Annotated in this window: 11 protein-coding genes and 2 tRNA genes; 3 read left to right on the top strand and 10 right to left on the bottom strand. The window is 67.4% G+C overall.

The genetic code is table 11. From position 1 onward, the window contains the following. Positions 1 to 209: 209 nt before the first annotated feature. The 5 genes from ndk to ACFY0T_RS45430 all read right to left on the bottom strand — a co-directional run bounded on the left by ndk (position 210) and on the right by ACFY0T_RS45430 (position 7,184). Complete coding sequence (gene ndk / locus ACFY0T_RS45450) at positions 210 to 623, bottom strand: nucleoside-diphosphate kinase (RefSeq protein ID WP_369246568.1); 414 nt, start codon at positions 621 to 623, stop codon at positions 210 to 212. A 209-nt stretch (positions 624 to 832) separates the two neighbouring features. Beyond that, complete coding sequence (locus tag ACFY0T_RS45445; protein ID WP_388884426.1) at positions 833 to 1,210, bottom strand: DUF4233 domain-containing protein; 378 nt, start codon at positions 1,208 to 1,210, stop codon at positions 833 to 835. A gap of 5 nt (positions 1,211 to 1,215) precedes the next feature. Further along, positions 1,216 to 2,754 (bottom strand): bifunctional folylpolyglutamate synthase/dihydrofolate synthase, encoded by a 1,539-nt coding sequence (locus tag ACFY0T_RS45440; protein WP_388884425.1) that lies wholly within the window; start codon positions 2,752 to 2,754, stop codon positions 1,216 to 1,218. 342 nt (positions 2,755 to 3,096) lie between these two features. After that, a complete protein-coding gene (locus tag ACFY0T_RS45435) occupies positions 3,097 to 5,721 on the bottom strand; it encodes a valine--tRNA ligase (RefSeq protein ID WP_388884424.1) in 2,625 nt (874 codons plus the stop codon). After that, complete coding sequence (locus tag ACFY0T_RS45430) at positions 5,718 to 7,184, bottom strand: RNA-guided endonuclease InsQ/TnpB family protein (protein ID WP_388884423.1); 1,467 nt, start codon at positions 7,182 to 7,184, stop codon at positions 5,718 to 5,720. The genes ACFY0T_RS45435 and ACFY0T_RS45430 overlap by 4 nt, the downstream gene beginning before the upstream one ends. 104 nt (positions 7,185 to 7,288) lie before the next feature. Here ACFY0T_RS45430 and ACFY0T_RS45425 point away from each other — a divergent pair, with 104 nt between their 5' ends. Further along, positions 7,289 to 7,891, top strand: a complete 603-nt coding sequence (locus ACFY0T_RS45425) for a transposase (RefSeq protein WP_388884422.1) — start codon at positions 7,289 to 7,291, stop codon at positions 7,889 to 7,891. A gap of 86 nt (positions 7,892 to 7,977) precedes the next feature. Beyond that, on the top strand, positions 7,978 to 8,907 hold the full coding sequence (locus tag ACFY0T_RS45420; RefSeq protein ID WP_388884421.1) for a hypothetical protein: 930 nt from the start codon (positions 7,978 to 7,980) through the stop codon (positions 8,905 to 8,907). A 534-nt stretch (positions 8,908 to 9,441) separates the two neighbouring features. Here the strand turns inward: ACFY0T_RS45420 and clpX are convergent. The 5 genes from clpX to ACFY0T_RS45395 all read right to left on the bottom strand — a co-directional run bounded on the left by clpX (position 9,442) and on the right by ACFY0T_RS45395 (position 14,347). Continuing rightward, complete coding sequence (gene clpX / locus ACFY0T_RS45415) at positions 9,442 to 10,728, bottom strand: ATP-dependent Clp protease ATP-binding subunit ClpX (protein WP_362018180.1); 1,287 nt, start codon at positions 10,726 to 10,728, stop codon at positions 9,442 to 9,444. A gap of 160 nt (positions 10,729 to 10,888) precedes the next feature. Next, entirely contained in the window at positions 10,889 to 11,569 is a 681-nt protein-coding gene (locus ACFY0T_RS45410) for an ATP-dependent Clp protease proteolytic subunit (RefSeq protein WP_266624702.1), read from the bottom strand. 99 nt (positions 11,570 to 11,668) lie between these two features. After that, positions 11,669 to 12,277 (bottom strand): ATP-dependent Clp protease proteolytic subunit, encoded by a 609-nt coding sequence (locus ACFY0T_RS45405; RefSeq protein ID WP_388884435.1) that lies wholly within the window; start codon positions 12,275 to 12,277, stop codon positions 11,669 to 11,671. A gap of 405 nt (positions 12,278 to 12,682) precedes the next feature. Further along, positions 12,683 to 14,068 (bottom strand): trigger factor, encoded by a 1,386-nt coding sequence (gene tig, locus ACFY0T_RS45400; protein ID WP_388884420.1) that lies wholly within the window; start codon positions 14,066 to 14,068, stop codon positions 12,683 to 12,685. Between the two features lie 202 nt (positions 14,069 to 14,270). Then, a tRNA-Pro gene (locus ACFY0T_RS45395) sits at positions 14,271 to 14,347 on the bottom strand. Positions 14,348 to 14,499: 152 nt separating this feature from the next. Between ACFY0T_RS45395 and ACFY0T_RS45390 the strand changes: the two genes are divergently transcribed. Further along, positions 14,500 to 14,570: transfer RNA gene (locus ACFY0T_RS45390), tRNA-Gly, on the top strand. Positions 14,571 to 14,614: the final 44 nt, after the last annotated feature.

Raw genomic sequence — 14,614 nt, 5'->3', positions numbered from 1 at the left:
GACGGGCCATCGGGGGCACGCGTTCCCCCAATCGCCACGCATATGCCACGGGACGGCCGAAAACTTACGGCCGTCCCAGGTCAGGCATCCGAGTGACATGACGATCCCTCAGAAAATTCTTCAAAAATTGATGTACGAGCGGCCCTTGGACGATGCCCGCGCGTCCTCGGACGACGCCGACGCAGCACTCGGACGATGTCCGCCGGGCCTCAGACGCGGCCGGGGAAGAAGATCTTCAGCTCGCGCTCGGCGGACTCCTCGGAGTCGGAGGCATGGATCAGGTTCTCGCGGACGATCACGCCGTAGTCACCGCGAATGGAGCCGGGGGCGGCGGCGATCGGGTCGGTCGGACCCGCCAGCGCCCTCAGGCCCTCGATGACGCGCTCGCCCTCGACGACCAGCGCCACGACGGGCCCGGACGCCATGAACTCCACGAGCGGCTCGTAGAACGGCTTGCCCTTGTGCTCGCCGTAGTGCTGCTCCAGCGTGTCCTGGTCCAGCGTCCGCAGCTCCAGCGCGGTGATCTGCCAGCCGGCCTTGCGCTCGATACGGCTGATGATCTCGCCGGTCAGGCCGCGACGAACGGCGTCGGGCTTGAGAAGGACGAGGGTGCGCTGGCTCACGGGGTGGCTCCTTCAGGTCACAAGTGTGCGGGTCATCGAGGCTACAGGGCGTAGCTGGGTGCCCTTTCAGCCCGTCCGAGGTTTGGCTTTCAGCCCGTCCGGCGTTTGAGGACGAGGCCGTCAAGGCCGAAGCGGGAGTTTGGGGGCGGCAGGCCCCAAATACGGGACGCGAAGGGGCGGAGGGGGCGAAGAAACGCGACGGCCACCCCCTACGCCGGGTTCCCCCCGGCCTCGGCCGGCGCGGACGCCTGCGCCTCCGCCTGCGCGGCGAACCGGGCCTTCGCCTCGTCGATCTTCCGCCCGTAGTGGACCGACGCCCACCACAGGGCGGCGAAGATCGCACCCAGGAAGAACATGGACGGAACGACGAAGCCGCTGGCGATCAGCGCGACCTGCAGCACCCAGCCGAGCTGGACGCCCCCGGGCCGGGTGATCACGCCGCAGAGCAGCACGCTCAGCGCCATGACGATTCCGCAGACGGTCCACACCGTGGACGTCGACAGGTCGGGATCCTTCATGGCGACGAGCCCGGCGAACCCGATGACGAAGAACTCGCCGATCAGCGTCGAAGCACAGAGCGTACGCACAGCGGTCAGCCCTTCCCCAGAAGCAGTCGGGCCTCGCCGACGGTGATGACGGAACCGGTGACCAGCACGCCGCCGCCCGCGTACTCGCCCTCCTCCTCGGCGAGCGTGATCGCCGCCTCCAGGGCGTCGTCGAGGCGCGGCTCGACCTGCACCCGGTCCTCGCCGAAGACCTCCACGGCGATCCCGGCCAGCTCGTCCGCGTCCATCGCGCGATGGCTGGAGTTCTGCGTGACGACGATCTCGGCGAAGATCGGCTCGAAGGCTTCGAGCAGCCCGCGTACGTTCTTGTCGCCACTCGCGCCGACGACCCCGATCAGCCGGCTGAAGTCGAAGACCTCGCTGATGGCCTCGGCGGTGGCGCGGGCGCCCGCCGGGTTGTGCGCGGCGTCCACGACGACGGTCGGCGAGCGGCGTACGACCTCCAGGCGGCCCGGCGAGGTCACCGCGGCGAAGGCCTTGCGGACGGTGTCGATGTCGAGCCGCTCGGGGCGGGCGGCACCGACGCCGAAGAACGCCTCCACCGCGGCGAGCGCCACGGCGGCGTTGTGCGCCTGGTAGGCGCCGTGCAGCGGCAGGAAGACCTCCTCGTACTCCCCGCCGAGCCCGCGCAGCGTCAGCAACTGCCCGCCGACGGCGACCTGCCGCGCGACGACGCCGAATTCGAGCCCTTCCCGGGCCACGGTCGCATCGACCTCGACGGCCTTCTTCAGCAGCACCTGGGCCGCGTCCACCGGCTGCTGCGCCAGGATGACGGTGGCGTCCTGCTTGACGATGCCGGCCTTCTCCGCGGCGATCTCGCCGTGCGACTCGCCGAGCCGGTCGGTGTGGTCGAGATCGATGGGCGTGACGACGGCGACGTCCGCGTCGATGACGTTGGTGGCGTCCCAGCTGCCGCCCATGCCGACCTCGACGACGGCGACGTCGACGGGCGCGTCCGCGAAGGCCGCGTACGCCATGCCGGTCAGCACCTCGAAGAACGACAGCCGGTACTCCTGCTGGGCGTCGATCATCTCCACGTACGGCTTGATGTCGTGGTACGTCTCGATGAACCGCTCGGCGGAGATCGGTGCGCCGTCGAGGCTGATGCGCTCGGTGATCGACTGCACGTGGGGGCTGGTGTAGCGCCCCGTGCGCAGGTCGAAGGCGCCGAGGAGGGCCTCGATCATGCGGGCGGTGGAGGTCTTGCCGTTCGTGCCCGTGATGTGGATGGAGGGGTACGCGCGCTGCGGCTCCCCGAGGACGTCCACCAGCGCGGCGATGCGGCTGACCGACGGCTCCAGCTTGGTCTCGCCCCAGCGGGTCGCGAGCTCCGCCTCGACCTCGCGCAGCGCCTTGTCGACCTCGGGGTCGGCCGGGCGGGCGGGGGTGTCGGCCTGCTGGCCGCCGCCGCCCTGGGTGCGCAGGGTGCGGCTGCCGGCCTCGATCACCGCGAGGTCGGGGTCGCGATCGGTTTCGGCCGCGACGATCTCGTCGAAGAGGCCGAGCGGATCGCGGGGCGCCGGCTCGTCCGGCTCGCTGCTGTCGTGCGGGGGGAGGTCACTCACGGGGCCAGTCTACGGAGCCACCGCTGTGTCTGGGCGTGTGGGGTTTTCGCCCCCTCCGCCCCTGCCCGTCCCGTACCTGGGGCTCCGCCCCAGACCCCGCTCCTCAAACGCCGGAGGGGCTGATTTTCAGCCCCTCCGGCGTTTGAGGACGAGGCCGTCAAGGCCGATGCGGGGGTCTGGGGGCGGCAGCCCCCAGGTACGGGACGGGCAGGGGCGGAGGGGGCGAGGAAACTCACCCCGCGCGCAGCTCCGACGATCACGGCCGGTGTACGCAGACGAAGGCCCCCGGGACCTCGACGGTCCCGGGGGCCTTCACTCACGTACCACCGCGGTTGCCGTCGGCTACGCCTCCGGCAGGCGGTCCAGCTGCGCCTTGATGCGGGCGATGTCCTCGTCCGCCTTGGCGAGCCGCGTGCGGATCTTCTCCACGACGTGGTCCGGGGCCTTGGCCAGGAACGCTTCGTTGCCGAGCTTGGCGTTCGCCTGCGCCTTCTCCTTCTCGGCGGCGGCGAGGTCCTTGGCGAGGCGCTTGCGCTCCGCGGCGATGTCGATCGTGCCGGAGAGGTCGAGCGCGACCGTGGCGCCCGCGACCGGCAGCGTCGCCGTGGCCGAGAAGCTGTCGCCCTCCGGCTGGAGGCGCAGCAGCTGGCGGATGGCCGCCTCGTGCGGGGCCAGCGCGGTCCCGTCGAGGGTCAGCCGGGCCGGGACGCGCTGGCCGGGCTGGAGGCCCTGGTCGGCACGGAAGCGGCGAACCTCCGTGATGACCTGCTGGAGCGTCTCGATCTCACGCTCGGCGGCGTCGTCGCGGAAGCCGCTGTCCTTCGGCCAGTCGGCGATGACGACCGACTCGCCGCCGGTGAGCGTGGTCCAGAGGGTCTCCGTGACGAACGGGACGATCGGGTGGAGCAGACGAAGCGTCACGTCCAGGACCTCGCCGAGGACCCGGCCGGAGACCTTCGCGGCCTCGCCGCCGCCCATGAACGTCGTCTTGGACAGCTCGACGTACCAGTCGAAGACCTCGTCCCAGGCGAAGTGGAAGAGAGCGTCCGACAGCTTGGCGAACTGGTAGTCGTCGTAGAGGGCGTCGACTTCGGCGACCGTGGCGTTCAGCCGGGACAGGATCCAGCGGTCGGTGGCCGACAGCTTCTCGGCGGGCGGCAGTTCACCCTCGACCGTCGCGCCGTTCATCAGCGCGAAACGGGTGGCGTTCCAGATCTTGTTGGCGAAGTTGCGGGATCCCTGGACCCAGTCCTCGCCGATCGGGACGTCGACACCCGGGTTCGCGCCACGGGCCAACGTGAACCTGAGCGCATCGGACCCGTACTTGTCCATCCAGTCCAGCGGGTTGACCGCGTTGCCGAAGGACTTCGACATCTTCTTGCCGAACTGGTCGCGGACCATGCCGTGCAGGGCGATGGTGTGGAACGGCGGGGTGCCGTCCATCGCGTACAGGCCGAACATCATCATCCGGGCGACCCAGAAGAAGAGGATGTCGTAGCCCGTGACCAGGACGGAGTTCGGGTAGAACTTCGCGAGCGACTCGGTCTGCTCGGGCCAGCCGAGCGTGGAGAACGGCCACAGCCCGGAGGAGAACCAGGTGTCGAGGACGTCGGTGTCCTGACGCCAGCCTTCGCCGGTCGGAGCCTCGTCGTCCGGACCGACGCACACGACTTCACCGTTCGGCCCGTACCAGACGGGAATCCGGTGTCCCCACCACAACTGCCGCGAGATGCACCAGTCGTGGAGGTTGTCGACCCAGTCGAAGTACCGCTTCTCCATCTCCTGCGGGTGGATCTTGACGCGTCCGTCACGGACGGCGTCTCCCGCCGCCTTCGCCAGCGGGCCGACCTTGACCCACCACTGCATGGACAGGCGCGGCTCGATCGTGGTCTTGCAGCGCGAGCAGTGGCCCACGGAGTGGACGTACGGGCGCTTCTCGGCGACGATCCGGCCCTCGGCGCGCAGCGCGGCGACGATGGCGGAGCGGGCCTCAAGGCGGTCCAGGCCCTGGAAGGGGCCGTGGGCGGTGATGACGGCGTGCTCGTCCATGACAGTGAGGGACGGCAGGTTGTGACGCTGGCCGATCTCGAAGTCGTTCGGGTCGTGGGCCGGGGTGACCTTGACGGCCCCCGTGCCGAACTCGGGGTCGACGTGCTCGTCGGCGACGACCGGGATGGAGCGGTTGGTCAGCGGCAGCCTGATGAGCTTGCCGACCAGGTGCTTGTACCGCTCGTCCTCGGGGTGAACGGCGACGGCGGTGTCACCGAGCATGGTCTCGGCACGGGTGGTGGCGACGACGATCGTCTCGTCGCCCTCCCCGTACTTCATCGAGACGAGCTCGCCGTCGTCGTCCTGGTACTCCACCTCGATGTCCGAGATGGCGGTCAGGCAGCGCGGACACCAGTTGATGATGCGCTCGGCGCGGTAGATCAGCTCGTCGTCGTACAGCCGCTTGAAGATGGTCTGAACAGCCTGCGAGAGCCCCTCGTCCATGGTGAAGCGCTCACGGGACCAGGCGACGCCGTCGCCGAGGCGCCGCATCTGGCCGGAGATCTGCCCTCCGGACTCGGCCTTCCACTGCCAGACGCGCTCGACGAACGCCTCACGGCCGAGGTCGTGCCGGGACTTGCCCTCCTTGCCCAGCTCGCGCTCGACGACGTTCTGCGTGGCGATGCCGGCGTGGTCCATGCCGGGCTGCCACAGCGTCTCGTAACCCTGCATGCGCTTGCGGCGCGTGAGGGCGTCGATGAGGGTGTGCTCGAAGGCGTGCCCGAGGTGCAGGCTGCCGGTGACGTTCGGCGGCGGGATGACGACGGTGTACGGAGGCTTGTCGCTCTTCGCGTCCGCCTCGAAGTAACCGCGCTCTACCCAGCGCTCGTACAGCGCCCCCTCTACGTCGGCCGGCGCGTACTGGGTCGGCAGTTCGGGAGTGGATGCTGGCGGCTGCTGCTGAGCGTTGTCGGTCACGGGGTCAGTTTAGAGGTGTCGGGACCTCGCTCCGAAACGCGATTCTTTCTTGACATCCTCCCGGCAGCGACCTGCTGGGATTCCTTGCAGCCCTCGATGTCCGCTAAAGGCGGGGCCGTCACGGATGAGGGATTCAGGGGTTCACGCGTGCGCCCTGCACGGGTGCGGGGCATGACCGACCGGTCACGGTCCGTCGGTGCGTGCTGTTCACCGCAATGTCCTGCGGCAAAGGAGCTGCCCGCTTCGGTCTGGAGACCACGGGCAAGGATGACAACGGAGGCATTGTGATCTGCGTCGTCAATATGTCCACACTTCGTGCAGTCGAATGAGTCCCGGCTGACACGAGATGCCGGATCTCGGTGATGGCAGACGGCGCACGTCTGCGATGTGCCTGCGGGCGCCACCTCGACAAGCATCGATCCGTACATCGGGCACTTGTACGTGAGCTGTCGACGGCGTTCCCCCGGCATGTTGTCAAGGATGGCTCGGTTCAGAGCGGCCTTGCGCCCGACGTTCACTCCGGGCCGTGACCGCGTCCCCTTGGCCGTTCCCGTCATCTGCTTCACGCGCAGGTCTTCCACAGCGACCAGGCCGTGGTTCTTAGCCAGGTCCGTCGTCAACTTGTGCGTGAAGTCCATGCGGCGACGGGCTTGCCGGGCCTTCAGCTCCGCGATGGCACTCAACGTCCGACGCAGTCGGTTGCTGTACTTCCCTCCTCGGTGTTTCTTGCACTGTGCGATCTGTCGCTCCTTGCGGCGCTCCAGCCCGGCCAGCCTCCGCTTCTCACCTTCGGTCAGCGTCTGAGGCATGAGCCGTGGAGTCGTCTCGTCCGACAGGTACGCAGCCTGCTTGACTCCGAAGTCCACGCCCGCTGAAGGGTTCCCGTTGGGCCGGACGGCTGCTCGCCCCGTATGGACGCCAAAGCTGACGTACCAGCGCCCGGATCCGTCCGTTCGGATCGTCGCAGCCTTGATCCGGCCACCGAGGGACCGCGTCAGTCTGAACTTGACCTCGCCCAGCTTGGGAATGCGCACGCTGGCCCACTTCCGATTGAGCTTGGTCACGCGCACGGCCTGCCCAGGCAGGGGGATCGCCAGCCGAGCGGTGCGCTTCTTGAAGCGCGGGAAGCCTGCCGGATGCTCCGCATTCCAGAAGTTGTCGTAGGCGCGGTCCAGATGCTTGAGGATCTGCTGCGGAGCCTGAGAGGGGAGGTTCCCGATCCACTCCAGGTCATGGCGCGCTGTGGTGAGGTAACGACATTGCTCGTCGGCTCGGAGGTATGCACGCCGCTGCTGGTAGACGTAGATCCGCTGCTCGAGGGCAATGTTCCAGACCGCACGGCATGTGTGACCCCACTCACGGAGCCGCTCAGCCTGCTCGTCCGTAGGAAAGAGACGGTACTTGCGCCCGGCGTCGGCGGGCTCCTTGACCGCCTTTCCTGCCCTGCCGCGATGCTTGGCCACCGCTTCCCCCCTCCACCACGCCTCAACTGGCCTTCCCGGGAAGGCGATCCATGCATTCACCGTACGACAGATAAGTTGAACTTGTCTGTCGTATCGTGAGACTCATGGCGGACCAGCAACTCACACCAGTTCAGGCGGCCGAACATCTCGGGGTGTCGGTCGAGGCGATCTACGTCCTCAACTCCCGTAAGTACAATGGCTTTCCACGTCCCACCTACACCGGCCGTACGCCGACTTGGACGCCGACGGAACTCGACGACTGGCGAGCCGCGCACCCTCCGAAACAACGCAGCAGGCATCGCGAGACGACGAGGCCAGCGCGCCGCGAACCCTCCAACGTCGACTTCCACGACCTTCGAGCGCACCTCGCGTTCATGACGGAGCGAAGTGGCCCGGCACTCACGGGCGACCTGTTGTTGCTTGCAGAGCAGACGATGCGTGCAGAGGCAACGAAGCTGGGGGCAGAGATCGAGGAGTTCCACAGCACTGCGGCATACCTCCACCTGCTCGCGCGCTACCCGATTCACATTTCCGTCGCGAACCTAGCCAGCCGCCTCAGAGGAGCTACAGTCCGCACTTGTCGGCAATCACACATGATCAACGGACATCTGTGGATGAGGTCGTACTACGCCGCATCCGCGGCCGCTCACTCGACTGCCAAGCTAAGTCAGTACGTCGAGCGTCTGGAACAGACCGTCAACAACTAGGCATCAATACCCCCCAGTGGCGCCGCCCTCCATCGCGTTCCGTCAAGATGTTCGGAACACATAAGCGTCTGGAGGGGAACCCAGAAATGAGCTACAACCAGCCGGGCCCGTACGGCGGGCAGCCCCAGCAGCCCGGACCGTATGGTCAGCCGGGCCCCTACGGCCAGCAGCCGCAGGCCCCCCAGCCCGGCTACGGCTACCCGCAGCAGGCTCCCCCCGCGCAGCCCGGCTACGGCTACCCGCAGCAGGCTCCCCAGGGCGTCCCTCCGCAGACTCCCCCCTACGGCCAGCAGCCCTACGGCGCCGTACCGCAGCCGCCCGCCCCGAGCGGCGGCAAGAAGAAGACGGGGCTGATCATCGGTGCCGTCGCTGTCGTGGCGGCGATCGCAGTTGGGGCGTACTTCGTCATCGGCGGTGGCGGCGGCGGTTCGGACATCGCGGACGACGGCCCGCACAAGCTGACGACGCCGGCGACGGTGCTCACCGACTACAAGAAGGGCGACAGCACCGACGACAGCTTCAGCGACGACGACCTCAAGGACGCCGAGAAGCACGGCGTGAAGAACGCCAAGGACGTCGAGGCCGAGTACCAGGTGGTGGATGAGAGCAACCCGCTGGCTGGCAAGTTCCTGAAGTTCATGGGTGTCTACGGCGACATCGATGACCCGGAGAAGGTCGTCGACGCCATGTTCGCCGACATGAAGAAGGAGTCCTCCAAGGACAACGACGACACGGGCGAACTGGTCGGCAGCCCGAAGGCTTTCACGCCCGACGGACTCGAGAACGCGGTCCTCAAGTGCCAGGAGACCAAGTTCAAGAACGACGATGCGTCGTCCGGTGCGGCCTCCGGGCCCAAGGAGATCAGCATGCCGGTCTGCATCTGGGGTGACCACAGCACCATCGGCGTCACCATCAACGTCGACATGGCGGACGCCATGTCGGGGAAGAGCGCCGACATGAGTGCCGCCGCCGACCAGACGACCAAGTTCCGCAAGGAAGTCCGCGTCAAGATCTGACCGCTGCTCGGCACTTCATGCCAAGGGCGCCCGACGAGTCCCGTCGGGCGCCCTTGGCCATGGTCGGCCGGACGTCAGGCGCGGACGCAGGCCCTGTAGGCGTGTATCGAGCGCACATCTATGTCCACGAGGCCGTTGTAGCAGGCAGCGTCGGGCACCTTGCCATTGCCGAGGGGTCCGTTGTGCGCCGGGTGGCTACAGGCCTCCTTCACCTTGGGCCCGATCTAGAGCCCCAGGTTTCCGAGGTAGTTCACGCATGTGCTCCGTGCCGCGTGTGCTGCCGTGGCCGTAACCACCGGCATCACAGCTGCCGCGGTAACGACGGACATGGCCGCCAGCGCGCGCCTCATCTTCATGTCTGTCCCTCCCGTTTCGCTTGCCGCGAGGTGGTCCGCCTCGCGGTGATCGAGAAGATCACGCGAAGCAGGTGTCGTACAAGTGAGCGACCTCAACGTGGCTTGATCCGGGCGTGGGTCGACGAAGGGGGCGCCCAGCGAAATCCGCTGGGCGCCCCCTTCGTCGTACGAGAACCGGCTACGCCGTCTTCTGCTCGCCCGGCCCCCCACGGCGGGCGTCCCGCGGGATCAGGGTCGGGTTCACGTTCGAGTGGACGACGTCCGCTGTGATGACGACACGGGCCACGTCCTTGCGGGACGGGACCTCGTACATCACCGACATCAGGACCTCTTCCATGATGGCCCTGAGACCGCGCGCGCCGGTCTGGCGGAGGATGGCCTGGTCGGCGATGGCTTCGAGGGCCTCGCGCTCGAAGTCCAGTTCCACGCCGTCGAGTTCGAAGAGGCGCTGGTACTGCTTCACCAGGGCGTTGCGGGGTTCCACCAGGATCTGGAGCAGGGCCTCGCGGTCCAGGTTGTGGACCGAGGTAATGACCGGGAGGCGGCCGATGAACTCGGGGATCATGCCGAACTTGACCAGGTCCTCCGGCATGACGTCCTCGAACTGGTCCTTGGACTCCAGCTCGCGCTTCGAGCGGATCGTCGCTCCGAAGCCGATTCCCTTCGCGCCCGCCCTCGACTCGATGAGCTTCTCCAGGCCCGCGAACGCGCCGCCCACGATGAACAGGACGTTCGTCGTGTCGATCTGGATGAACTCCTGGTGCGGGTGCTTGCGACCGCCCTGGGGCGGGACCGAGGCCGTCGTGCCCTCGAGGATCTTCAACAGGGCCTGCTGGACGCCCTCGCCGGACACATCACGCGTGATCGACGGGTTCTCGCTCTTACGCGCCACCTTGTCGATCTCGTCGATGTAGATGATGCCCGTCTCGGCCTTCTTGACGTCGTAGTCGGCCGCCTGGATGAGCTTCAGGAGGATGTTCTCGACGTCCTCGCCGACATATCCGGCCTCCGTCAGCGCCGTCGCGTCGGCGATGGCGAACGGCACGTTCAGCATGCGGGCGAGCGTCTGGGCCAGGAGCGTCTTGCCCGAGCCCGTGGGGCCGAGCAGCAGGATGTTGGACTTCGCCAACTCGATGGCGTCGTCACGGTTTTGGCCTGTGCTGTTCTCGCCGGCCTGGACCCGCTTGTAGTGGTTGTACACCGCGACCGAGAGCGCCTTCTTGGCCGACTCCTGGCCGACCACGTAGCCCTCGAGGAACTCGTAGATCTCGCGGGGCTTGGGGAGTTCCTCCCAGCGCACCTCGCTCGTCTCCGCGAGTTCTTCCTCGATGATCTCGTTGCAGAGATCGATGCACTCGTCGCAGATGTACACACCGGGGCCTGCGATGAGCTTCTTGACCTGCTTCTGGCTCTTGCCACAGAACGAGCACTTGAGCAGATCGCCGCCGTCACCGATGCGTGCCACGGTGTGCTTCCCCTTCGCCTGGGAGACGCCTAGGTCCAGCGGCTCCTGGTGCTGCCTTATGTCCGACGGTACCTTGCCGAGCCCCCCGTTCGGGCCCCCCTTGGCATGGTTCACTTTGTCGTGAACCACGCCAAGGAGCGGCAGACGATACAGCGATACGTCAGACGATCGCGGAACTGTTCATCTTGCGGGTGGAGATGATCTGGTCGATCAGGCCGTACGCCAGCGCGTCCTCAGCGGTGAGGATCTTGTCGCGCTCGATGTCCTCGCGGATCTTCTCGATCGGCGTGGTCGAGTGCTTGGCCAGCATCTCTTCCAGCTGCGCACGCATCCGGAGGATTTCGTTCGCCGCGATTTCGAGGTCCGAGACCTGGCCGCGGCCGGTCTCGCTGTAGGGCTGGTGGATCAGCACGCGGGCGTTCGGAAGCGCCATGCGCTTGCCCGGCGTACCGGCAGCCAGCAGGATCGCGGCGGCCGAGGCGGCCTGACCCATGCAGACCGTCTGGATGTCCGGCTTCACGAACTGCATCGTGTCGTAAATCGCAGTAAGTGCCGTGAAGGAGCCGCCGGGGCTGTTGATGTAGACCGAGATGTCACGGTCGGGGTCCATCGACTCCAGGCACAGCAGCTGCGCCATGACGTCGTTGGCGGAGGCGTCGTCGATCTGCACGCCGAGGAAGATCACGCGCTCCTCGAAGAGCTTCGCGTACGGGTCGTACTCACGCACGCCCTGCGAGGTGCGCTCGACGAAGCGCGGGATGACGTAGCGGGACTCCGCACGAGGACCGGTGTACTCGGCCTGCGTGCGGGCGTAGAGGCCGCTGCCGGGGAAGTCGTTCACTGTGTCTCCTGAGAAGCCTGAAAAGGGCTGAGGCGGTCCGCTGGGGGCGTTGGAGGGGCTGCAGGCCGGCTGGCACCCGCCTGCACCGGCGTACGCCGGTTACGCCGCCCCGGTGCCGCCGCCGCCCGGCATACCGGCAGCGGTGGGCATGATGTCGTCGATGAGGCCGTACTCCTTGGCCTCGATCGGGTCGAACCAGCGGTCACGGTCCGAGTCCCGGGTGATCTGCTCCACGGTCTGGCCGGTGTGGAAGGCGGTCAGCTCCGCCATCCGCTTCTTGGTGTGCAGCAGCCGCTCGGCGTGGATCTTGATGTCCGACGCGGAGCCGGCGAGGCCCGCCGAGGGCTGGTGGATCAGGATCTCGGCGTTCGGCAGGGCGAAGCGCTTGCCGGGGGTACCGGCGCTGAGCAGGAACTGGCCCATCGAGGCCGCCATGCCCATGGCGATCGTCACCACGTCGTTCTTGATGTACTGCATGGTGTCGTAGATCGCCATGCCGGCCGTGATCGATCCGCCGGGGCTGTTGATGTAGAGGTAGATGTCCTTGTCCGGATCGGAGGCAAGGAGCAGCAGCTGCGCGGTGATCTTGTTGGCGATGTCGTCGTCCACCGGCTGGCCGAGGAAGATGATCCGCTCGTTGAGCAGCCGGTTGTAGACCTGGTCGCCGAGGCCACCACCGAAGTTGGGCTCACCGGCGGCGGAGGGCATCAGATTCGTCACGTATCCACCTGCTCGTCTTACGACGGCGCCGGGCCGTCTCACGTCTTCTGCAGGGGCCTGGGGCCCCGGTGCACACCGCCACGGGGCGGCTTCGGGGACTCCCCTGCCCTCGTACTCATGGACCCTAACGCGCCGGTCCCTTCGGGGAATCCCGGAGAGGGAACTGTTCGCTGTGAGCGCAGGTCGCGCGCCCCGCCAGGGGCGCCCGTAAGGGGCGCCCGTAAGGGCGCGGGAATTGCGCGATCAGCCCGCTACAAGCCGCACTCGCCGATGAACCGCCGGGTTGCTCGCGCCCACACGGCGGAGCCGCGCATGTCACAGCCCCGCGCCCCTGAAAGCCAACGGGGCCCCCGGGTGTCCCCGGGAGCCCCGTCCAGCCGTACAGCGAGGTGATCAGGCCTCGGTGGTCTCCTCGGAGGCCTCAGCGGCCTCACCCTCGGTGACCTCGGTGGCCGTCTCCGTCTCGTCCTCGTCCTCCAGGTCGACGATCTCGCCGTTGGTGTCCTTGACCGTGGCGGCCTCGACGACGACCGCGAGGGCCTTGCCGCGGGCGACCTCGCCGACGAGCATCGGGACCTGGCCGCCCTCGACGACGGCCTGGGCGAACTGGTCGGGGGACATGCCGGAGGAGGCCGCGCGCCGCATGAGGTGCTCGGTGAGCTCCTCCTGGTTGACGTTCAGCTTCTCCTTGTTGACGAGCTCGTCAAGGACGAACTGGGTCTTGATGCCCTTGATCGCCGCTTCCTTGGTCTCGGCGTCGAACTCCTCCTCGGTCTTGCCCTGGATCTCCAGGTACTTCGCGAGGTCGAGGCCCATCTGGCCGAGCTGGTGGTGCTCGAGGTTGTGCTTACGGGTGTTGATCTCGTCCTCGAGCAGCTTCTCGGGGACGGGCACCTCGACCAGCTCGAGCAGCTTCTCCAGGACACGCTCCTGGGCCTGCGTGGCCTGGTCGTACTGCTTCATGTTCTCGAGGCGCTTGCGGCTGTCCGCCTTCAGCTCCTCCAGGGTGTCGAACTCGGAGGCGAGCTGCGCGAAGTCGTCGTCCAGCTCCGGGAGTTCGCGCGCGGCGACCTGGGTGACCTTGACGGTGACCTCGGCCTCCTTGCCGGCCGCGGAGCCGCCCTTGAGCTCGGAGGCGAAGGTGGCCTCGCCACCGGCCTCCAGGCCCGTCACGGCGTCGTCGATGCCGTCCAGCAGCTCGCCGGAGCCGATGGTGTAGGAGACGTCGGAGGCGACGCCGTCCTCGAGGACCTCGCCGTCGACCTTGGCCTCCAGGTCGATGGTGACGACGTCGCCGTCCTGGGCGGCGCGCTCGACCGGGGAGGTCGACGCGAAGCGCTCGCGCAGGTCGGAGACGGCCTTCTCGACGTCCTCTTCGCTGACCTCGACGGCGTCGACCTCGACCTCGATGCCGGAGTAGTCCGGGATCTCGATGGTCGGGCGGACGTCGACCTCGGCGGTGAAGTTCAGCGTCTCGCCGTCCTTCAGCTCGGTGATGTCGACCTCGGGCTGGCCGAGGACATTCAGCTCAGCCTCGTTGACCGCTTCGGTGTAGAACTTCGGGAGCGCGTCGTTGACGGCCTCTTCGAGCACGGCGCCCCGACCGAACCGCTGGTCGATGACGCGCGCCGGGATCTTGCCCTTCCGGAAGCCCTTCACCGTGACCTGCTGGTTGATCTTCTTGTACGCCGCGTCGAGGCTGTCCTTGAGCTCCTCGAAGGGCACCTCGACAGTGAGCCGAACCCGGGTCGGGTTCAGGGTCTCCACGGCGCTCTTCACGGTTCGGTCTCCTTGTGGCTGACTTCTTGGGGGTTCTGCTGCGTGCTTCTGCCGAGTCGGGCAGAGCCTGAAGCGGATTCGCGGCCCTTGAGAGACGTAACAGTGCAGACACACGGGCGCGCAGCTTGCATAGTAACCGCAGGCGGTACACGCCCCAAAAGGTGATCTTGCGACGCGCGGAGCCCTGGCGGGTTCCGGCTGGTGGTCGGGGTGGCGGGATTTGAACCCACGGCCTTCCGCTCCCAAAGCGGACGCGCTACCAAGCTGCGCCACACCCCGTCGGTGCGACACGTAGGGTACATGCCCGCAGGCAGCGCGGCTGCCGCATTTCCCGAGCGCCCCCGCTGCGCGGAAACGGGGTGTGCATCCAGGGGGTGCGACCCGCTAGGATGCCTTGCGTGCCGCAGTCACTGACCTGCGGCGCAAGCTTTGCGGGCGTAGCTCAATGGTAGAGCCCTAGTCTTCCAAACTAGCTACGCGGGTTCGATTCCCGTCGCCCGCTCTGTGGCCTCCGGCCCGGTTCTTCGGAACCGGGCCGGAGGCTTT

It is taken from the genome of Streptomyces sp. NPDC001530 (assembly GCF_042894545.1).
Taxonomy (GTDB): domain Bacteria; phylum Actinomycetota; class Actinomycetes; order Streptomycetales; family Streptomycetaceae; genus Streptomyces.
The sequence above is the reverse complement of the archived record's forward strand: the minus strand, read 5'-3'. Positions and strand labels throughout refer to the sequence as shown.

What these genes read in the sequence shown, in the direction of transcription:
- ACFY0T_RS45425 (WP_388884422.1), top strand. Translation starts at nt 7,289, where the DNA reads ATGGCGGACCAGCAACTCACACCAGTTCAGGCGGCCGAACATCTCGGG.
- ACFY0T_RS45420 (WP_388884421.1), top strand. Translation starts at nt 7,978, where the DNA reads ATGAGCTACAACCAGCCGGGCCCGTACGGCGGGCAGCCCCAGCAGCCC.
- ACFY0T_RS45405 (WP_388884435.1), bottom strand. Translation starts at nt 12,277, where the DNA reads ATGCCCTCCGCCGCCGGTGAGCCCAACTTCGGTGGTGGCCTCGGCGAC.